Genomic DNA, 19,897 nt, shown 5'->3' on the forward strand with positions numbered 1-19,897 from the left:
CCATTCACTGCTTTAATCAACCTTAGCCTGCATGTGAGTATCCGAGGCATGACTCCCGTCCAGCCCATCGCCCCACCCTCGCCCCGCCCTTCGCTCCCGAAGGCCCGGCGCCGTGCCGGCGAAAATCCGCTGGTCCACATCATCCTCGCCTTCTGGGCCCTGTGGCACTGCCGTCACGCCCGCCCACCGGATTGCTCGCGCACGCCTTCATGACCGAACCCGGACTTGGTCCGGCCGTTTGACTCGACTGGGCCGCCTGCCTGTGCGGTGGCCCCGTGCGCCCATGAGCGAATCCATCATGCACTTTGCACCTGTAGAGCAAGCCAGGCGTTTCCTGGCCGACAACCCCGATATCGAGCTGTTCGAACTGTTCATCCTCGACGCCAACGGCGTACCGCGCGGCAAGCTGCTGCACCGCGACGAACTGCTGGCCGTGTACCAGAGCGGCCGGCCGCTGCCCAGCACCATCCTTGGCCTGACCCTCAACGGCGACGATGTGGAAAACTCCGGGCTGGTGTGGGACGTGGGCGATATCGACTGCCGCGCCTACCCATTGGAAGGCAGCCTGGTACGCCTGCCCTGGCGGCGGGTGCCGACTGCCGCGGTACAGGTGAGCATGCACCCGAGCGAAGGCCTGCCGGCCAGTATCGCCGACCCACGCCACGTGCTGCTGCGCACCATCGATGCGCTGAAGGCCGACGGCTACCACCCGGTGATGGCCTGCGAACTGGAGTTCTACCTGCTCGACCAGCAGCGTGACGCTTTGGGCCGCCCGCAACCGGCGCTGGACAACGATGGCGGCCGCCCACGCAGCACCCAGGTCTATGGCCTGCGCGAACTGGAGCAGATCGAGCCGTTCCTCGCCGACCTCTACGCCGCCTGCAAGGCCCAGGGCATACCAGCCCGCACGGCGATTTCGGAATATGCCCCCGGCCAGGTGGAAATCACCCTCGAGCACGGCGACGCGCTGCAGGCGATGGACCAGGCCGTGCGCTACAAACGCCTGGTAAAAGGTGTGGCCCATGCCCACGGCATGCAGGCCTGCTTCATGGCCAAGCCATTCGCCCACCTGGCCGGCACCGGCATGCACATGCACCTGAGCCTGGCCGACGACGCCGGCAACAACCTGTTCGCCAGCGACGACAAGGCCGGCACCCCGCTGCTGCGCCAGGCCGTGGCCGGCATGTTGCGCCACCTGCACGACTCGCTGCTGCTGTTCTGCCCCAATGCCAACTCGTTCCGCCGCTTCCAGGCCAACAGCTACGCGCCGCTGGCGCCCACCTGGGGGGTGGACAACCGCACCGTGAGCCTGCGCGTACCGGGCGGCCCGGCCAACAGCCGGCATGTGGAGCACCGCATCTGTGGCGCCGACGCCAACCCGTACCTGGCGGCGGCGGCGATTCTCGCCGCCAGCCACCGCGGTATCCGCGAACAGCTTGACCCTGGTGCGCCGGTGGAAGGCAACGGCTATGCCCAGGCCAGCGAACACCTGCCCACCGACTGGCTGACCGCGCTCGACGCCCTGCAGCACTCCAATTGGGCCCGTGAAGCCTTTGGCGAGCCGTTCCTCGGCGTGTACCTGAAGGTCAAGCGCGCCGAGTACCGCCAGTTCATGGCCGAAGTCAGCGAACAGGACTGGCGCTGGTACCTGCACCAGGCCTGAGCCCCCGAATAACAAGGAACACCCATGAATGCAGCATTGAACCAAGGCCCGGCGCAGCGCGCGCCGTCCTACTACAGCGCCACCCTCAACGACCACACCGCGTACCCACAGCTAAAAGGTACCGTGCAGGTGGACGTGGCGATCATCGGCGGCGGCTTCACCGGCGTGGCCACGGCAGTGGAACTGGCCGAGCGCGGCCTGAAGGTGGCCATCGTCGAAACCAACCGCATTGGCTGGGGCGCCAGCGGCCGCAATGGCGGCCAGGTCACCGGCAGCCTGTCGGGCGACGAAGCCATGCGCACGCAGATGCGCAACCGCCTGGGGGCCGAAGTCGACGATTTCATCTGGCACCTGCGCTGGCGCGGGCACCAATTGATCGAACAACGCGTGGCGCGCTACGGCATCGACTGCGACCTCAAGCGCGGCCATCTGCATGCAGCGATGAAACCTTCGCACATGGACGAGCTGCGCGCATTCGAGGCCGAGGCCCGGCGCCGCGGCATGGGCGAGCAGGTGCAGTTGCTGGACCGCAACGGCGTGGCCGAGCACCTGCAAAGCCCGCTGTACCTGGGTGCACTGAAGAACCTGCGCAACCTGCACCTGCACCCGCTCAACCTGTGCCTGGGCGAAGCCCGCGCCGCCCATGGCCTGGGGGCGCTGATCTTCGAGAACTCCGAGGTGCTGGACATCGTCCACGGCCCGCGCCCGGCGGTGGTCACTGCCCACGGTCGGGTCGAGGCGCGCCAGGTGATGCTGGCCGGCGATGTGTATCACAAGCTGGAGCAACGCCAGCTCAAGGGCAAGATATTCCCGGCCATGGGCGGCATCGTCACCACCGCACCGCTGGGGCAGCTGGCCGAGCAGATCAACCCGCAGGACCTGGCGGTCTACGACTGCCGCTTCGTCCTCGACTACTACCGCCTGACCGCCGACAAGCGCCTGCTGTTCGGCGGCGGTGCCAACTATTCCGGCCGTGACTCACGCGATATCGCAGGCGAACTGCGCCCATGCATCGAACGCACCTTCCCGGCATTGAAGGGCGTGCCGATCGAGTTCCAGTGGAGCTGCGCGATGGGCATCGTGGTCAACCGCATCCCGCAGCTGGGCAAGCTGTCGGACAACGTGTGGTATTGCCAGGGCTATTCGGGGCACGGCATTGCCACCAGCCACATCATGGGCGAGATCATGGCCGAGGCGTTGACCGGGACGCTGGAGAAGTTCGACACCTTTGCCCAGTGCCGGCATGTGCGGGTGCCAATGGGCGACTTGCTGGGGAACCCGTTGTTGGCGGCGGGGATGTGGTACTACCAGATGCTGGAAAAGCTGCGCTGAAGCACTCGCGGGCACGCCCGCTCCCACAGGTACCACGCAGCCCTCTGACTCGGCGCAATACCTGTGGGAGCGGGCGTGCCCGCGAAGAGCTCAGCAAGATCGATCAGGCGATCTTCTTCAGGCCCTGCTTCTTCAGCTCTTCATCACGCAGCTCACGGCGCAGGATCTTGCCCACGTTGGTGGTCGGCAGCGCGTCGCGGAACTCGATCTGGCGTGGCACCTTGTAGCCGGTAACGTTGGCGCGCATGTGCTCCATCACCTGCTCCTTGGTCACGGTCATGCCCGGCTTGACCACGATGAACACCTTGATCACCTCGCCCGACTTCTCGTCCGGCACCCCGATGGCCGCACACTGCAATACGCCCGGCAGGGCCGCCAGCACGTCTTCCAGTTCGTTGGGGTACACGTTGAAGCCCGAGACCAGGATCATGTCCTTCTTGCGGTCGACGATGCGCATGTAGCCGTCCGGCTGGATCACGGCGATATCGCCGGTCTTCAGCCAGCCCTCGCTGTCGAGGATCTCGGCCGTGGCGTCCTCGCGCTGCCAGTAGCCCTTCATCACCTGCGGGCCCTTGATGCACAGCTCGCCCACCTCGCCCAACGGCAGTTCGTTGCCCGCGTCATCGATCACCTTGCACAGGGTCGAGGGTACCGGGATACCGATGGTGCCGACCTGGTTGGCCTCCGACGGGTTCACCGCGGCCACCGGGCTGGTCTCGGTCATGCCGTAGCCTTCGCAGATGGCGCAACCGGTGACGGCCTTCCAGCGCTCGGCCACGCTCAGTTGCAGGGCCATGCCGCCGGACAGGGTAATTTTCAGCGCGGAGAAATCCAGGGCGCGGAAGGCCTCGTTGTTACACAGGGCAACGAACAGGGTGTTGAGGCCGACGAAGCCACTGAACTTCCACTTGCCCAGCTCCTTGACCATCGCCGGCAGGTCACGCGGGTTGCTGATCAGCACGTTGTGGTTGCCGATCAGCATCATTGCCATGCAATGGAAGGTAAAGGCGTAGATGTGGTACAGCGGCAACGGGGTGATGAGGATTTCGCAACCTTCGTGCAGGTTAGCGCCCATCAGTGCCCGGCACTGCAGCATGTTGGCCACCAGGTTGCGGTGGGTGAGCATCGCGCCCTTGGCCACGCCGGTGGTGCCGCCGGTGTACTGCAGCACCGCCACGTCGTTGGCCTGCGGGTTGGCCTCGGTCACCGGCTGCCCTTTGCCCAGCGCCAGCGCGTCGTTGAAGCGTACGGCACGCGGCAGGTGGTAGGCCGGTACCATCTTCTTCACGTACTTGATCACGCTGTTGATCAGCAGGCGCTTGAGTGGCGGCAGCAGGTCGGCCACTTCGGTGACGATGACATGCCGGACCTGGGTCTTGGGCACCACCTTCTCGGCCAGGTGGGCCATGTTGGCCAGGCACACCAGGGCCTTGGCACCGGAGTCGTTGAACTGGTGTTCCATCTCGCGCGCGGTGTACAGCGGGTTGGTGTTGACCACGATCAGCCCGGCACGTATGGCACCGAACACCGCCACCGGGTATTGCAGGACGTTGGGCAGCTGCACGGCAATGCGGTCACCCGGCTTGAGGTCGGTATGCTGTTGCAGCCAGGCGGCAAACGCCCCCGACAGCGCATACAGCTCGCCATAAGTGATAGTCTTGCCCAGGTTGCTAAAGGCCGGTTTATCGGCAAAGCGTTGGCAGGATTGCTTGAGTACCGCCTGGATATTGGGGAATTCGTCAGGATTGATTTCCGCCGTAATCCCGGCTGGGTACTTATCCTTCCAAAAATGTTCGATCATGGAAGCCCACTCCTTCAGCAACAGCGAAGTTCGATTCACGCGTCGATGCGCTTATTATTGATATGAGATGACGGCTCGTTGCAAACCGGATCATCTGAAAGCGGGCCGAGAGTATCAGCTTTACCTGGGGTCGCCTAGGGGCCAAAACAGGCCTTGCAGTCACAAAAATGACTCAATGAACAATACAAGTCATTTTTAGAGTATTTAGCCAAAATGTCGCAGATCGGGCTGTAAGCAGCCTGTTAGAGCGGTTTCACGGCATTCGCGGGCGTGCCCGCTCCCACAGGGGCCTCACAGTTCTCGAATGCTGTGCAGTACCTGTGGGAGCGGGCAAGCCGGCGAACAAGCCAACCCGCTATCAAGCTATATCACGCAGCTCCCGCCGCAGGATCTTGCCCACCGGCGTCATTGGCAAGGCGTCACGCAACACGATGTGCTTGGGCACCTTGTAGCCGGTGAAGTTGGCCTTGCAGAAGGCCATGAGTTCTTCCACGCTCACCCCGCCCTCGCGCGGCACCACGAACAGCTTCACCGCCTCGCCGGAACGCTCGTCCGGCACGCCGATGGCTGCGCAGTTGGCCACCTTGGGGTGGCCCATGACCACGTCCTCGATCTCGTTGGGGTACACGTTGAAACCGGAGACGATGATCATGTCCTTCTTGCGGTCGACGATGCGGGTGAAGCCGTCCGGGTCGATCACCGCAATATCGCCGGTCTTGAACCAGCCCTCCGCATCCAGGGCCTGGGCGGTGGCCTCGGGCTGCTGCCAGTAGCCCTTCATCACCTGGGGCCCCTTGATGCACAACTCGCCACGCTCGCCCAGCGGCAGCTCGTTGCCGTCATCGTCGATCACCTTGAAGGCGGTGCCCACCACCGGGATGCCCACCGTGCCCAGGCGCGCCAGTTGGCCATAGGGGTTGGTGCTGGCCACCGGCGAGGTTTCGGTCAGGCCGTAGCCTTCGACGATGCGGCAGCCGGTCAGGCTCTCCCAGCGCTCGGCAGTGGCCTTGACCAACGCAGTGCCGCCCGAGTTGGTGACTTTCAGCGCCGAGAAATCCAGCTGGCTGAAGCTTGGGTGGTTCATCAGCGCAACAAACAGGGTATTCAGGCCCAGCAGCCCAGTGAACCGCCATTTGCCCAGCTCCTTGATGAAGCCGGGGATATCCCGCGGGTTGGTGATCAGCACGTTGTGGTTGCCGGTGACCATCATGCACATGCAGTTCGCGGTGAAGGCGTAGATGTGGTACAGCGGCAGTGGCGCGATCATCACCTCCTGGCCTTCCTTGATCAGCTTCTGCCCATCCGGCCCGTGCTGCGAGAGGCAGGCCAGTACCTGCAGCATGTTGGCCACCAGGTTGCCGTGGGTGAGCATGGCCCCCTTGGCCAGGCCAGTGGTACCGCCGGTGTATTGCAACACGGCGATGTCGTCCAGGCTCAGCGGCACCGGCTTGGCAGACAGCTCGCGGCCCTGGCGCAACACCTGCTTGAACGGTACCGCCTGCGGCAGCCGGTAGGCCGGTACCATTTTCTTCAGCTTGTCGACCACGGTGTTGACCAGCCAGCCCTTGGCGGCGGGCAGCATGTCGCCCATCTTGGCCTCGATCAGGTAGTCGATGCCGGTATCCGCCAGTACCTCCTGGACGTGCTTGCCGAACATGTTCAGGTATACCAGTGCGCGCGCGCCGCTGTCGGTGAACTGGTGGCGCATCTCGCGCGCGGTGTACAGCGGATTGGTGTTGACCACGATCAGGCCCGCCCGCAGGGCGCCGAACACGGCGATGGGGTACTGCAGCACGTTGGGCATCTGTACCGCGATGCGGTCACCCGGCTTGAGGTCGGTGTGCTGCTGCAGCCAGGCGGCGAAGGCCGCCGAATGGCGCTCCAGGGCCGCGTAGGTCAAGGTCACGCCCAGGTTGCTGAAGGCCGGGCGATCGGCAAAGCGCTTGCAGGAGCGCTCGAACACCTCGACAACCGAGGTGTAGGCGTTGATGTCGAGGGTGGATGGCACGCCCGCTGGGCGCTTGTCGTTCCAGAAATCGGCTTGCATTTATTATTGTTCCTCTGCCTGGACCCGCTGAGTGTCCTGTCCTTTTACCTGCCCGCCCAAGAGCGAAAAGGCGTTGGCTCGACGTTAACAGGTAAGCCCGAGGTGGCATATACGCCAAGTGCCGCCATTAACATTGTGAATCTTATTTGTGCCCTTCCTGCAATCCGGCCGGTTGTGCATACACTGTTCGGGTACCCGTGCGCACAAGGACCCGCCATGCCTCACGACGCCTTCTGGCTGCCTGCCAGCGAGCACTGCAGCCTGTACGTGCACCAATGGCTGCCGGCCACGCCGGTCAAGGCCGTGGTGCTGCTGGCCCACGGCATGGCCGAGCACGCCGGGCGCTACCAGCCGCTGGGCGAGGCCCTCAGCGCGGCGGGCTTTGCCCTGATCGCCGCCGACCAGCGCGGCCACGGGCGCACCGCCGAACTGGGCAGCCTCGGCCTGTTCGCCCGTCATCATGGCTGGGATGCCGTGGTCAATGATCTCGGGCTGCTGGCCCAGCACATCGGCCAGCAGTACCCATGCACGCCTTTATTCCTGTTCGGCCACAGCATGGGCAGCTACATCGCCCAGGCCTACCTGCTGCACCACAGCGGCAGCCTGCATGGGGCGATCCTCAGTGGCTCCAACTACCAGCCGGTGATGCTCTACCGCGTGGCGCGGCTGATTGCCCGGCTGGAAGCCTGGCGCCAGGGACCGCTGGGCAAGAGCGCGCTGCTCGAATGGTTGTCGTTCGGCTCGTTCAACAAGGCCTTCAAGCCCAACCGCACGGCATTCGACTGGCTCAGCCGCGACCCGGCGCAGGTCGACCTGTACCTCAAGGACCCGTTATGCGGCTTTCGCTGCAGCAACCAGTTGTGGCTCGACCTGCTGCAAGGCTTGGCGCAGATCAGCCAGCCGGGTAACCTCGCGCAGATCGATCCAAACCTGCCGCTGCTGGTAATTGGTGGTGAATGTGATCCGGTCAGTGCCGGCAAGCGTCTCACCCACCTGGCCGACGCCTTGCGCGCGACCGGCAATCGACATGTACAGCTGCGCGTCTACCCCGAGGCGCGGCATGAAGTGCTCAACGAACTCAATCGAGACGAGGTCACTGGCGATATTCTCGCCTGGCTCGAACAGGCGCTGGCCCTTGGCCGGCCTGCCCGCAGCGAATGAAAGGCGCCCTCGCCCGCCCCTTAAGGAAGCCCCGATGACCCAGGTCAGCAACACGCCCTACGAAGCCCTCGAAGTCGGCCAGAAGGCCGAATACCAGAAGTCCGTTGAAGAACGTGATATCCAGCTGTTCGCCGCGATGTCCGGCGACCACAACCCGGTGCACCTGGATCCCGAGTTCGCCGCCAAGAGCATGTTCCGCGAGCGCATTGCCCATGGCATGTTCAGCGGCGCGCTGATCAGCGCTGCAGTGGCCTGCACCCTGCCCGGCCCGGGCACCATCTACCTCGGCCAGCAAATGAGCTTCCAGAAGCCGGTGAAGATTGGCGACACCCTGACCGTACGCCTGGAAATCCTCGAGAAGCTGCCCAAGTTCAAGGTGCGCATCGCCACCAATGTGTACAACCAGAACGATGAGCTGGTGGTCGAAGGTGAAGCCGAGATCCTGGCACCGCGCAAGCAGCAGACCGTCGAGCTGGTATCGCCGCCGAACTTCGTGGCTAGCTGAAGTCGGATGTAGCCAGTACGGCCCTGTCGCCGGCCAGCCAGCACCCACAGCACCGCCACAGGCTTGGGCATTGTGGTGATTCTGTTAGAGCTGGCTGGCCGACGACAGGGCCGGTGTAGCAAAATCATTCGATCGCCTGCAGGCGCCGCTCGATATGCCTGCGCTCCGGCTCCTGCCGGGTCAGCGCCAACGCCTGCCGCCAGGCCGCACGCGCTTGCTCCACCTGCCCCAGCTGAAAATGCAGCTCGGCCCGCGCCGCATGCGCCAGGTGGTAATCCTGCAGTTCTCCCCGCGCCAGAATCCGTTCTATTTCCCGCAGGCCAACCGCCGGCCCATCCCGCTTCGCCAGCGCCACCGCGCGGTTCAGCGCCACCACGGCTGACGGCCAGTGCCGCTGCAAGACATCATACAGCCCGACAATCTCGGCCCAGTCGGTGTCCTCGGCCGTGGCCGCTTCGGCATGCACCGCGGCAATCGCCGCCTGCACGGTATAGGCACCGAATGCCCGGCTTTGCAGGGCCTGGCGCACCAGTTGGCAGCCTTCGGCAATGCGCTGCCGATCCCACAGGCTGCGGTCCTGCTGCTCCAGCACCACCAGGTTGCCTTGGCCATCGGTACGCGCGCGCTGGCGGGACGCCTGCAGCAGCATCAAGGCCAACAGGCCGACCGCCTCCGGGTCAGGCAGCAACTGCACCAGCAGCCGCGCCAGGCGAATGGCCTCGTCACTCAGCGCCTGCTGCAACAGCGCTTCGCCCGACGACGCCGAATAGCCTTCGTTGAACACCAGGTAGATCACCCGTAGCACGCTTTCCAGGCGCTCAGGCAACTCGCTCAGCTCCGGTACCTGGTAGGGGATGCCGGCATCGCGGATCTTGGCCTTGGCACGCACGATGCGCTGGGCGATGGTGGCCGGGCTTTGCAGGAAGGCACGGGCGATCTGTTCGGTGGTCAGGTCGCAGACTTCGCGCAGGGTCAGCGGTACCTGGGCATCGGCAGACAACGCCGGGTGGCAACAGGTAAAGATCAGCCGCAGGCGGTCGTCCGCCAGCAGTTCTTCTTCGCTGGGGTCCTGCGCCTGGCCGTCGAGGAGCATGCTCAGGTCTGCCTGGGAGCGGTCGAAACGGGCCCGCCGGCGCAGCGCATCGATGGCCTTGAAGCGCCCGGTGGAGACCAGCCACGCCCGTGGGTTGGCGGGTATGCCGTCGCGCTGCCAGCGCTCCACCGCGATGAAGAAGGCATCGTGCATGGCCTCCTCGGCCAGGTCGAAGTCGCCCAGCAGGCGGATCAGCGTCGCCAGGATGCGGCGCGACTCCTGCCGGTAGACCGCCTCGACCTCGGCGCGCACCTGGGCCATGGCCAGCATCAGTCAGGCATCCGCTGGGTCACCACCTCCACCAGCCGCTCCAGGCTTTCTCCCCACCCCTGGTGGAAGCCCATCTCCTCATGGGCACGGCAGTCGGTGGCGCTCCAGTGCCAGGCACGGGCGGTGTAGCGGGTCTTGCCCTGCTCCTCGTCGAAACTGATCACGGCGGTCATGAAGGCCTTGTCCGAAGGCACCCAGCCCGGGCCGAAGGCATCGGTGAATACCAGCCGGCGCGGCGCGGCAATTTCCAGGAACACGCCCTGGTTCGGGTACTCGCTGCCGTCCGGTGCCCGCATCAGGGTGCGGAACAGGCCCCCGGGCCACAACTGCATCTCGCACTCCGGGGTCGTCATGCCGTGCGGGCCCCACCACTGCATCAACCACTCAGGTTCGGTCCAGGCGCGAAACACCTTGGCCGGTGGCGCGTCGATCAGGCGGCTGATGGACAATTCGTGTTGCGCTTGCGCAGGCAGTGCAAGGGTCATGCTCAGGCTCTCCGTCGCTGTCAGGGTTGCAGTTCACGCACTGGCCGCACCTCGACACTGCCAACCCGCGCAGCGGGGATGCCCTTGGCGATGTTCAGCGCCTCGTTCAGGTCGCGGGCTTCCACCAGGTAGAAGCCGGCCAGTTGCTCCTTGGTCTCGGCGAACGGGCCATCGGTCAGGCTCATCTGGCCGTTGCGCATGCGTACCGTGGTGGCGGTCTGCACCGACTTCAGCGCTTCGGCCGCCAGCATTCGCCCGGAGCCCTGGATGGATTCGGCGTACGCCATGCATTCGGCGTCTTCCGGGCTGTCGGGCAGGCTGTGCAGCAGCCCCTCGTCACAATAGACCAGGCACAGGTATTTCATGGTCGCCTCCAGGCATTGGCAACGTATGTTTGGCGATAACCGCTCAGGGTTTGAGATCGAACAGCGCTTTCTGGGTCTGCATGTCGAATGGCGCCGACCAGTGTTCATGGATGACCTGCCACTGGCCGCCCTGACGACGATAGCCTACGGTGGCACGCATGAAGCCGCACTGGCTTTCGTTGTCGGCCGGGCCACAGCGGTTCAGCCAATGGGCCAGGGCCAGGTCGCCAGCGGCATGCACGGTGAGTTCGGCGAGTTCGAAGACCATCGGGCCGGTACACAGGCCCATGCACATTTCCCAGTGCGCCTGGTAATTGGCCTTGCCTTTGAATTGCAGGGCCTGGATGGCATCGAAGGCGACGATGTCGTCGGCATAAGGGGCGATGATGTTGGCGATGTCGCGGTCGCGCACGGCCTGCATCCAGCGCGCGATCAGTTGGCGGATCTCGGTTTCGGCTGTAGTGCTCATCGGGGGTTGCTCCGACAGGTCATGGGTGGTGGCAACGCCGGTAGCGTGCCTTCACCTATGGTCGAACCGAGCGCGGGGGAATCGACAAGGCCTGGAAATATTTCTGCCAGCGAAGCCGGCAACGCGCCGACCTGCTCAAACGAATTCCCGATACCCCGACACGATCACATACACCGCGAAATAACAGAAGATGGCCGCCGACAGCAGATATGACCAGGTCAGCAGCCGGTCACCCAGCAAGCGCCCGCCATGGCTGGCAATGCCACACAGGCCAACGCACCAAACCAGCCCGGCCGCGAAGAAGCCACCGAGGAACAACCCGGCCTCCACCAGGCTGCCGCCGCCGGAACGGGAAATCAGCACGCCACCCACCGCGGCAAACCACAAGATGGCGCTGGGCGACGACATGGCCAGAAAGATACCGCGCAGGAATTCGCGCCACCCCGACTCCACCACCACCTCGCCCCGCGCCTCCATGTGCCCGCCGCGCCACGCGGCCAGGAGCATTTTCAGCGCGAACCACACCAGCAACACCGAGCCACCCAGCCACAGCGCCCAGCGCACGCTTTCGAACTGCAGCAGCACGGTCATTCCGGCCAATGCGGCAATGGCATACAGCAGGTCGCCGACGCAGGTGCCGAGGCCCAGCCAGAAGCCCTGGAGGAAACCACGCTGCATGGCCAGGGTAATCATGGCGATATTGGCAATGCCGATATCCAGGCACAGGGAAAGACTGAGGAGAAAACCATTGGAGAAAGGCATGCAAGGCTCGGCTGCGGCTCAAGAAAGCGGCCTAGAGCGTGCCATGACTGCGCAGCGGATGGGAAGTGCGTGGGCTCAGGCCATGGCGGCTTGCTCGAAGACTTCGTCCGCCCATTGGTTCAAGCTCTTGCCGGCGGCGCGTGCGGCGATACTCGCCGCGGCATGGACTTCGGGGCGGATGCGCAGCATGATTTTGCCAGAGGCAGGTTTTTCTGGCGTTATGCCCTGCTCTGCGCAATCGGCCAGGTAATCCTCCAACGCATCGCGGAAAGCCTCATGCAGCTCCGGCACCGACCTCGCGTGAAAACTGATGATGTCACGCATACCAAGCACTCGGCCGACGAAGATGTCGTCACGCTCGTCATACTCGATGCGGGCAGCGTAGCCTTTATAGCGCATGCAACTCATATCCTGACTCCTGCCCGCAAGAGGAATTCGCGAGCCTCTTCAATTTGATACCGCTTGGCTTCCTTACCAGGATGAGGCCGGTGGCATCGCCATCATTGGCCACCCAGCACAAGCCTGACCCTGGATCCTTGCCGCTCCAGTACCTGGCCACCCAAGTGGAGCGTCAATGCCTCGATTTCGGAAAAAGCCAACGACGCCGTAGTCGGCGTGCGGAAAATTGCATCGAGGATCTTGCGGTATCGAGTGTTCATCGAAAAATGCTATCAAAATAAGATAGCACTTTTTCCTCGATATTCATTCAGGATTTTTCTATTGCTCGAAAAACATGCGCGGCTGGCCCCGGGGCAGACCGCCGCAGGGGCCACCGACATCCGTCAATGCCTGATCAACCCTGCTGGCAACCTTCACCCATGGCGCGGTACTGGATGGTATGCACCTGCCCGTGGTGGTCCTCGTAGGTCATGGTCGCCGGGACCACTTCGCACACGTTGGGGATGGTCGACAGATTGATCACCCGCTTGATATCCAGGTTCATGGAGTAGTCGTACTGTTGGGCCACGGGCTCGCTGTTGACGGGTTTGGCCTCATCGGCGAAGGCGAACGAGGACATACCGACCAGTGCAAGAATCAGTAATGGTTTCATGTGAGTCTGCCTTTCAAGCGTTCAAGCTGATCGATTGACTTCTATTGCCGTAACGGCGCGGAGAAGTTGCCATCTACGTTGGAGATGGCACGAAGTACCGATCCCGCTTCGTACTGCCAGGGGGGATGAGTGAAAGTCTACTCCCGGCCCTGAATACTTGAACCCCACGGTCGGATATTCAGCCTTGCAGTATTTGCAACAATCTGCGACAACGTGGCCGCAAATAGTCAGGCCAGAGCGTTTGGTCACTTTTCAGGGCAGGCCCCACCATTTCTCTCAATCTGCAGTGTTCGCCACTGTCGGCCAGCGAACGCCGGCTACTGGACCATTTTTACCGCCAGCATGGCACGCGCATGCGTGCTGCGGGCGACGGGCAACTATGGGTGGCTAGGGCGCCGGGGATCATCGCCGGGTTGAGCCTGAGCCCGGTAGACAACGGCTTCTGGCTGACCGGACTGCTGGTCGCCCCGCAGCACCGCGGCCAAGGGGTAGCCGGGCGTTTGATCGAGGCGGCGCTGGCGCAGGCAGGCGGCCCGACCTGGCTGTTCTGCCATCCGGACCTTGCAGCCTTCTACCAGCGCCTGGGCTTCGCCACTGCCGGGCACTTGCCGCAAGCCCTGGCTGGCCGCCTGCAGCGCTACCAGCGCAGCAAACGCCTGGTGGCCCTGCAGCGGGGTCAGTCGTCGCTGGGGTCAAGCCCGGGAAACAGCACTTCGGTGTAGCCGAACCGGGAGAAGTCCTGGATGCGTGACGGGTACAGGCGGCCGATCAGGTGGTCGCATTCGTGCTGCACCACCCGGGCATGGAAGCCTTCGGCAAAGCGCTCGATCGGCTTGCCCTGGGGGTCGAGGCCGGTATAGCAGATATGCTTGAATCGCGGCACCACGCCGCGCAGGCCAGGTACCGACAAGCAGCCTTCCCAACCATCCTCCAGTTCGCTGGAGGTTGGCGTGATCACCGGGTTGAGCAGGATGGTCTGCGGCACCGGCTCGGCATCCGGGTAACGCTCGCTGCGCTCGAAGCCAAAGATCACCAGCTGCAGGTCGATGCCCACCTGCGGCGCCGCCAGGCCGACACCGCCGACGTGATGCATGGTTTCGAACATGTCGTCGATCAGTTGCTGCAACTCGGCGCTGCCGAACATGTGCTGGGGTACGGGCGGCGCGATGCGCAGCAGGCGTTCGTCACCCATCTTGAGAATGTCGCGGATCATCGGGGGTTCGGCTCGGTAGGTTGGTGCTCGCTGGGTACCGGGTGTTCATGGCCGAGCACGGTAATGGTGGCGTGGGGGGTGTGCTCGGCAGCTTCCTTCTCGCCCGGGTTCTTGCCCTCGCTGGACATGTGCTCGATCACGGCGTTCATTTCCGCGCCCAGCAGCAACACCGCAGCGGAAATATAGAAGTACAGCAACAGCACGATGATTGCACCAATACTGCCGTACATGGCGTTGTAGTCGGCAAAGGTCTTCACGTAGTAGGCAAAGCCCAGCGACGCCACGATCCACACCACCACCGCCAGCACCGAGCCCGGGGTGATGAAGCGAAACTCCTGTTTCACATCCGGCATCACGTAGTAGATCACCGCCACTGCAACCATCAGCAGAATCACGATCACCGGCCAGCGCAGCACGGTCCACAAGGTGACGATGAACTCCTGCATGCCAACCTGCGCGGCGATCCATTCCATTACCTGCGGGCCCAGCACCATCAGCGCCGCCGCCACCAGCAGCATGCCGGCCAAGCCTACCGTGTAGATGATCGACAGTGGCAGGCGCTTCCAGGCCGGGCGCCCCTCGGGCACGTCGTAGGCGGCGTTCATCGCGCTCATCATCAGCCGCACACCGGCCGAGGCGGTCCACAGGGCAATCACGATACCTACCGACAGCAGCCCGCCCTTGGACTGTTGCAACTGGTCGATCACCGGGTTCACCTGCTCCAGCGCCTGGGGCGGCAGCACCAGTTCCGACTGCAGGCGCAACCAGGAGAAGAAGTCCGGCAGGTGCAGGAAGCCGATCAGCGCTATCAAGAACAGCAGAAAAGGAAACAGCGAGAACAGCGCCTGATACGCCAATGCCGAGGCGTAGGTGGACATCTCGTCGTCAAGGAATTCCTTGACCGTACGTACCAGCACGCGGTGCAAGGGCAGGCCGCGCAGGTCGGGGAAAATCATAGCGTCTCCTTTCGCCGCTTGATCGGTTCAACGGACAAGTCTAATAGACCCTGTCGGCGCTGTGCTGCTCCCGGCAAAACTGCAAGAATTTTCTTACAGCAGTATCAGCCTCTTCGCGGGCCAGCGCGAAGAGGCCGCTTGGCGAATCACATCAAGGCTTTTTCACTGCATCCTTCACATTGCCCTTGATCTGTTGCCCTTCACCTTTCAACTCCTGCGCCTCGCCCTCGGCGCGCAGCCTGTCATTGTCGGTGGCTTTGCCAACCCCCTGCTTGACGTTACCGATCGCTTCGTTGGCCAACCCCTTCGCTTTGTCTTTGGTACCGCTCATGGCAAAACTCCTGTAACTGGAGACACGTGGACCGTGTCGACAGTCGGTGGACCCAGGCCCTTTGCCAGGAGTTTCAATGAATCACCCGCGCATGAGCCAAGCGGCACCCTTGCAGGCATGGCAGACGGCAAACCTTGCCGCGCCCGGTGCCACCCCTCACAATGCAGGCCTTCGTAGCGTCAACCCGCAGGAACCTGCATGAAACTCGACAAACCCGCCGCCATCGCCCGGCGTAACCAAGCATTGGCCCGGCCGGTGCTGACCAGCGCCAATACCCTGTTCGCCATTCTCGACCGCAAGCGCAACCTGTGGTGGTTCGAGGTGCCGGTGGCGCTGCTGCGCAAGGGCCAGCCCGACTGGGTCAACCTGCTGCTGCACACCCCGGAAAGCGACGAGCTGCAACACCTGAAGGTGCCGACCAACTTCCTGCGCGCTCACCAGGAGCAGATGGAAGTGCGCAACCCCGGCAAGCGTCGCTCGACCATCAGCCTGGCGCTCAGTGCCGACCGCGATTCGCTGCTGCGCGACACCCGCCCAGGTGGCGAGCAGCTGGACTTCAGTACCTTCGTGCAGGCCTGATCAGGCCTTCTCGATCCGATCGTCATGGATGACGATGCGGCCCTGCTTGAACAGGCTGCCAATGGCCTTCTTGAAGTTGCCCTTGCTGACGTTGAACAGCTTGCTGATCAGTGCCGGGTCGCTCTTGTCGCACACCCCCAGCACCCCGCCTTCGGCCTCCAGGCGGGCCATGATCTGCTCCTGCAGGCTGTCGGCCAGGGCCGCGCCCACCGGTTGCAGGCTGAGGGCGATCTTGCCGTCGTGGCGCACTTCCTTGATGAAGCCCTTTTCGTGCATGCCGGAACGCAGGAACTTGAACACCTCGTTCTTGTGGATCAGGCCCCAGTGGCGGTTGTTGATGATGGCCTTGAAGCCCATCGGCGTTTCGCCGGCCACCAGCAGCTCGACCGGCTGACCAGCCTGGTAGTCCGCCGGGGTGCGGTCCAGGTAGCGGTCCAGGCGCGAAGTGGCGGTGATGCGGCGGGTGCGCTTGTCGAGGTACACGTGCACCACGCAGTAGTCGCCGATCTTCAACGGCCGCGCCTCTTCCGAGTACGGCATCAGCAGGTCCTTGGACAGGCCCCAGTCGAGGAAGATGCCGGCGCCGTTGATGTCCTTGACCTTGAGGCTGGCGAATTCGCCGACCTGCACCTTGGGCTTTTCGGTGGTGGCGATCAGCTGGTCTTCGCTGTCCAGGTAGATGAACACGTTCAGCCAGTCATCGACTTCGGTTTCGGCGTTTTTCGGGATGTAGCGCGCGGGCAGCAGGATCTCGCCGTCGGCACCGCCATCCAGGTACAGGCCGAAGTCCACGTGTTTCACGATTTGCAAACTGTTGTAACGCCCAAGCAGAGCCATTTCCGATGATCCTCAAGACAAGGCGGCTATTCTACACCTGAAGCCAGCGCGCCGCCCGACCGCTGATGCAGTGGAACCGCCAGCCGCCCCCTTGCGTCTACCGTCTGGCAAGCCTCAGCAAGGAACAGCCCATGCCGCTACGCCTGTCCAAAGCCCTGCTCATCGCCATCGGCTTCGCCCTGGCCGTGGCCGCCTGCAGCCGCATCGACCTGGCCTACCGCAACCTCGACCGCCTGGTGCCATGGTCGCTGGGCGACTACCTGGACATGAACCGCGAGCAGAAGGCCATGCTCGACGACCGCCTGCGCGAGCACCTGGCCTGGCATTGCCAGACCCAGTTGCCTGGCTACCTCGACTGGCTGGACCGGGTACGTGACATGGTGGCCGACGACCAGGTAACCGACCAGGCCCTGCAGCAACGCACCCGCGAAGCGCGCGAGGCGATTGGCCGGGTGGCGGAGGAGATCACCCCGTCGGCCATTGAACTGCTACGCGGCATGAGTGACGCCCAGGTGGCGGAGATGCGCGAGGCGTTCCGCGACGACATCAGCGAACGGCAGAAAAAGTATGTCGATACGCCGCTGTCGAAACAGGTTGCCCGCCGCGCCGAACGCATGGAAAAACGCCTCACGCCCTGGTTTGGCGAGCTGACCCCGGTGCAGCAGCAGCGGGTACGGGCCTGGTCCGAGGCGCTGGGCGACCAGAACCGCGCATGGATCGCCAACCGCGCCCACTGGCAGCAACAACTGCTGCTGGCAATGAACCAGCGTAACGACGCCAGCTTCGAGCCGCGCCTGGCGACCCTGCTGCAGCGCAAGGAGAGCTTGTGGACGCCGGAATATCGCGCGGCATTCCAGAACACCGAGCGCCAGGCGCGTAGCCTGCTGGTCGACCTGGTGCAGCAGAGCACCCCGCAGCAGCGGCGGTTCCTGCAGGAGCGGCTGGGCCAGGTGCGCACGAATTTCAGTGAATTGAAGTGCTTGAAGGGGTGGCGGTGAAAAGCAGGCCCGGCCTCTTCGCGGGTAAACCCGCTCCCACAGGCACCCCACTGGTTTCGCATACTGTGTCGTATCTGTGGGAGCGGGTTTACCCGCGAAGAGGCCGGGCCTGCTAAAGCACAGTCACCGCCCCTTGCGCCGATACGGGAAAACATCGATCACCTTGCCGTCGCGTATCGCCGCCTGCAACCCCTTCCAGTAATCCGCATCGTACAGCTCCCCATGCAAGCGGCTGAACAACCGGCGCTGGCCGATATCGGCAAACAGGAACGGCGGAAACTCTTCGGGGAACACATCATGCGGCCCGATTGAGTACCACGGCTCGCCCGACATCTCGTCTTCGGGATAGCGCGGCGGTGGAATGTGGCGAAAGTTCACCTCGGTCAGAAAGCTGATTTCGTCATAGTCGTAGAACACCACCCGGCCATGCCGGGTAACGCCGAAATTCTTCAGCAGCATGTCGCCAGGGAAGATATTCGCCGCCGCCAGCTGCTTGATGGCCAAGCCGTAATCCTCCAGCGCCTCCAGCACCTGGGCCTCGCTGGCATGCTCCAGGTACAGGTTCAGGGGCGTCATGCGCCGCTCGGTCCAGCAGTGGCGAATCAGCACCGTGTCGCCCTCCAGCGCCACGGTCGAGGGCGCCACCTCCAGCAGTTCGGCCAGGCACTCCGGCTCGAACTTGCTGCGCGGGAAGCGAAAATCGGCAAACTCCTGGGTATCGGCCATACGCCCCACCCGATCGACACTCTTCACCAGCCGGTACTTGTCGATCACCGTGGCGCGGTCGACCGTCTTCGATGGCGAAAAACGGTCCTTGATGATCTTGAACACGGTATTGAAGCCCGGCAGGGTGAACACGCTCATGACCATGCCCCGGACCCCGGGCGCCATCACGAAGCGGTCGTCGCTGCTGGCCAGATGGTTGATCAGCGCCCGGTAGAACTCCGATTTGCCGTGCTTGTAGAACCCGATCGAGGTGTACAGCTCGGCAATGTGCTTGCCCGGCAGAATGCGCTTGAGGAAGTTGACGAACTCTGCCGGCACCGGCACATCGACCATGAAGTACGAGCGGGTGAAGGAAAAGATGATCGATACCTCGGCCTCGTCGGTGATCAGCGCATCGGCCTCGATGCCGTGCCCTTCGCGGTGCAACAGCGGAATCACCAGCGGCCACTGCTCGTCGCTGTTGTATAGCCGGCCGACCAGGTATGCCCCCTTGTTGCGGTACAGCACCGGCACGAACAACTCCAGGGCCAGGGCCGGGTCCTTGCACACCCAGTCCGGCAGGCAGTCGCGCAACTGCTCCTCCAGGCGCGCCAGGTCGCCTTCCAGGTCGCCATACGGCACATCGAACGGGTAATCGGCAAATACCGCCCGCAGCAAGCCCTTCAGGCCACCGTCAGGTCGATAGGTGCGGGTTTGCGCGGCCCGTTCGCGGCCGCGCATCGAGGGCCGGGTGGTGTGGATGAACATGCAGCCGTCGCTGATCAGGTCGTGGCTGAACAGGCTGCAGAACAGCGAGTTGTACCAGGTCTCGGCCAGCTCGTCGTCCAGGCGCGGGTCGATCAGGTGGATGTAGGCGTCCTTCACCAGCGGCCATTGCGCCACGTCCAGCAACACATCCTCGGCAAACCCTTGGCGCAGCCAGCCGTTGACCTCGGCGACCTTTTCCTCGTAGAGGTTGATGCGCGCAGCAGCGGCACGCTGGATTTCCTGCCAGCGCGCCTGCTCGAAGCGCTTGCGGGCGCCGAGGGTGATGCGCTGGAAGTGGTCGCGGTAGTCGTCGAAGCCGGCAAGGATCATCCGGGCGATTTCGACAGCGGGCCAGGGCTGGGGCATGCGAAGACCTCGGTGCGGTGTTGAGTTACAGAGCTTAGTCGCCTCTTGGTTTTTGCGGAGCCTGTGCCGGCCTCTTCGCGGGCTCGCCCGCTCCCACAGGTTTACCACAAGGCCGAGCATTGCAGAGAACCTGTGGGAGC

At 63.7% G+C, this 19,897-nt stretch carries 21 protein-coding genes; 7 read left to right on the forward strand and 14 right to left on the reverse strand.

All coding sequences use genetic code 11. The features are described 5' to 3' along the window. The first annotated feature begins 298 nt into the window (after positions 1–298). Both HG549_RS18755 and HG549_RS18760 read left to right on the forward strand, forming a co-directional pair. The gene (locus HG549_RS18755) at positions 299–1,663 is read left to right on the forward strand and encodes a glutamine synthetase family protein (RefSeq protein WP_170034251.1); all 1,365 of its coding nucleotides are present in this window, start codon (positions 299–301) and stop codon (positions 1,661–1,663) included. 24 nt (positions 1,664–1,687) lie between these two features. Next, positions 1,688–2,995: an FAD-binding oxidoreductase gene (locus tag HG549_RS18760; RefSeq protein ID WP_170031333.1), complete on the forward strand. Its 1,308-nt coding sequence runs from the start codon at positions 1,688–1,690 to the stop codon at positions 2,993–2,995. Between the two features lie 103 nt (positions 2,996–3,098). Here HG549_RS18760 and fadD1 read toward each other — a convergent pair whose 3' ends face one another. Together fadD1 and fadD2 are read right to left on the reverse strand one after the other, a co-directional pair. After that, on the reverse strand, positions 3,099–4,796 hold the full coding sequence (gene fadD1 / locus HG549_RS18765; protein WP_170031335.1) for a long-chain-fatty-acid--CoA ligase FadD1: 1,698 nt from the start codon (positions 4,794–4,796) through the stop codon (positions 3,099–3,101). Between the two features lie 358 nt (positions 4,797–5,154). After that, positions 5,155–6,843, reverse strand: a complete 1,689-nt coding sequence (fadD2, locus tag HG549_RS18770; protein ID WP_170031337.1) for a long-chain-fatty-acid--CoA ligase FadD2 — start codon at positions 6,841–6,843, stop codon at positions 5,155–5,157. A 216-nt stretch (positions 6,844–7,059) separates the two neighbouring features. On the opposite strand from fadD2, the gene HG549_RS18775 reads away from it, so the two are divergent. Further along, positions 7,060–8,004 (forward strand): alpha/beta hydrolase, encoded by a 945-nt coding sequence (locus HG549_RS18775; protein WP_170031339.1) that lies wholly within the window; start codon positions 7,060–7,062, stop codon positions 8,002–8,004. A 34-nt stretch (positions 8,005–8,038) separates the two neighbouring features. Beyond that, positions 8,039–8,509, forward strand: coding sequence for a MaoC family dehydratase (locus tag HG549_RS18780; RefSeq protein ID WP_170031341.1), 471 nt, complete (start codon positions 8,039–8,041; stop codon positions 8,507–8,509). Between the two features lie 124 nt (positions 8,510–8,633). On the opposite strand, the gene HG549_RS18785 is transcribed toward HG549_RS18780, so the two are convergent. The 7 genes from HG549_RS18785 to HG549_RS18815 form a co-directional block, all read right to left on the reverse strand. Next, positions 8,634–9,872 (reverse strand): RNA polymerase sigma factor, encoded by a 1,239-nt coding sequence (locus tag HG549_RS18785; protein WP_170031343.1) that lies wholly within the window; start codon positions 9,870–9,872, stop codon positions 8,634–8,636. Then, positions 9,872–10,357 (reverse strand): SRPBCC family protein, encoded by a 486-nt coding sequence (locus HG549_RS18790; protein WP_170031345.1) that lies wholly within the window; start codon positions 10,355–10,357, stop codon positions 9,872–9,874. The genes HG549_RS18785 and HG549_RS18790 overlap by 1 nt, the downstream gene beginning before the upstream one ends. A 20-nt stretch (positions 10,358–10,377) precedes the next feature. Continuing rightward, positions 10,378–10,722 carry a YciI family protein gene (locus HG549_RS18795; protein ID WP_170031347.1) on the reverse strand — a complete coding sequence of 115 codons (345 nt, stop codon included), beginning with the start codon at positions 10,720–10,722 and terminating at the stop codon, positions 10,378–10,380. Positions 10,723–10,765: 43 nt separating this feature from the next. After that, positions 10,766–11,191: a nuclear transport factor 2 family protein gene (locus HG549_RS18800; protein WP_170031349.1), complete on the reverse strand. Its 426-nt coding sequence runs from the start codon at positions 11,189–11,191 to the stop codon at positions 10,766–10,768. A 135-nt stretch (positions 11,192–11,326) separates the two neighbouring features. Beyond that, positions 11,327–11,953, reverse strand: coding sequence for a LysE family translocator (locus tag HG549_RS18805; protein ID WP_170031351.1), 627 nt, complete (start codon positions 11,951–11,953; stop codon positions 11,327–11,329). A 75-nt stretch (positions 11,954–12,028) separates the two neighbouring features. Continuing rightward, complete coding sequence (locus tag HG549_RS18810) at positions 12,029–12,361, reverse strand: type II toxin-antitoxin system HicB family antitoxin (protein ID WP_170031353.1); 333 nt, start codon at positions 12,359–12,361, stop codon at positions 12,029–12,031. A 385-nt stretch (positions 12,362–12,746) separates the two neighbouring features. After that, positions 12,747–13,004 (reverse strand): DUF2790 domain-containing protein, encoded by a 258-nt coding sequence (locus HG549_RS18815; RefSeq protein WP_170031355.1) that lies wholly within the window; start codon positions 13,002–13,004, stop codon positions 12,747–12,749. A gap of 353 nt (positions 13,005–13,357) precedes the next feature. On the opposite strand from HG549_RS18815, the gene HG549_RS18820 reads away from it, so the two are divergent. Beyond that, the gene (locus tag HG549_RS18820; RefSeq protein WP_170031357.1) at positions 13,358–13,726 is read left to right on the forward strand and encodes a GNAT family N-acetyltransferase; all 369 of its coding nucleotides are present in this window, start codon (positions 13,358–13,360) and stop codon (positions 13,724–13,726) included. On the opposite strand, the gene def is transcribed toward HG549_RS18820, so the two are convergent. The 3 genes from def to HG549_RS18835 all read right to left on the reverse strand — a co-directional run bounded on the left by def (position 13,681) and on the right by HG549_RS18835 (position 15,504). Continuing rightward, positions 13,681–14,217 carry a peptide deformylase gene (def, locus tag HG549_RS18825; RefSeq protein ID WP_170031359.1) on the reverse strand — a complete coding sequence of 179 codons (537 nt, stop codon included), beginning with the start codon at positions 14,215–14,217 and terminating at the stop codon, positions 13,681–13,683. The two genes, HG549_RS18820 and def, sit on opposite strands and share 46 nt — an antisense overlap. After that, positions 14,214–15,173 (reverse strand): YihY/virulence factor BrkB family protein, encoded by a 960-nt coding sequence (locus tag HG549_RS18830; RefSeq protein ID WP_170031361.1) that lies wholly within the window; start codon positions 15,171–15,173, stop codon positions 14,214–14,216. The genes def and HG549_RS18830 overlap by 4 nt, the downstream gene beginning before the upstream one ends. Positions 15,174–15,324: 151 nt before the next feature. Beyond that, complete coding sequence (locus HG549_RS18835; RefSeq protein ID WP_114168292.1) at positions 15,325–15,504, reverse strand: CsbD family protein; 180 nt, start codon at positions 15,502–15,504, stop codon at positions 15,325–15,327. A gap of 198 nt (positions 15,505–15,702) precedes the next feature. Here HG549_RS18835 and HG549_RS18840 point away from each other — a divergent pair, with 198 nt between their 5' ends. Further along, positions 15,703–16,083 carry a hypothetical protein gene (locus tag HG549_RS18840; RefSeq protein ID WP_170031363.1) on the forward strand — a complete coding sequence of 127 codons (381 nt, stop codon included), beginning with the start codon at positions 15,703–15,705 and terminating at the stop codon, positions 16,081–16,083. Here HG549_RS18840 and HG549_RS18845 read toward each other — a convergent pair whose 3' ends face one another. Then, the gene (locus HG549_RS18845) at positions 16,084–16,920 is read right to left on the reverse strand and encodes a S1 RNA-binding domain-containing protein (protein WP_170031365.1); all 837 of its coding nucleotides are present in this window, start codon (positions 16,918–16,920) and stop codon (positions 16,084–16,086) included. A gap of 131 nt (positions 16,921–17,051) precedes the next feature. On the opposite strand from HG549_RS18845, the gene HG549_RS18850 reads away from it, so the two are divergent. Further along, a complete protein-coding gene (locus tag HG549_RS18850; protein WP_170031366.1) occupies positions 17,052–17,918 on the forward strand; it encodes a DUF6279 family lipoprotein in 867 nt (288 codons plus the stop codon). Between the two features lie 123 nt (positions 17,919–18,041). Here HG549_RS18850 and aceK read toward each other — a convergent pair whose 3' ends face one another. Beyond that, positions 18,042–19,757, reverse strand: coding sequence for a bifunctional isocitrate dehydrogenase kinase/phosphatase (aceK, locus tag HG549_RS18855; RefSeq protein ID WP_170031368.1), 1,716 nt, complete (start codon positions 19,755–19,757; stop codon positions 18,042–18,044). Positions 19,758–19,897: the final 140 nt, after the last annotated feature.

The organism is Pseudomonas sp. SK (assembly GCF_012975065.1).
Classification (GTDB): Bacteria; Pseudomonadota; Gammaproteobacteria; order Pseudomonadales; family Pseudomonadaceae; genus Aquipseudomonas; species Aquipseudomonas anuradhapurensis.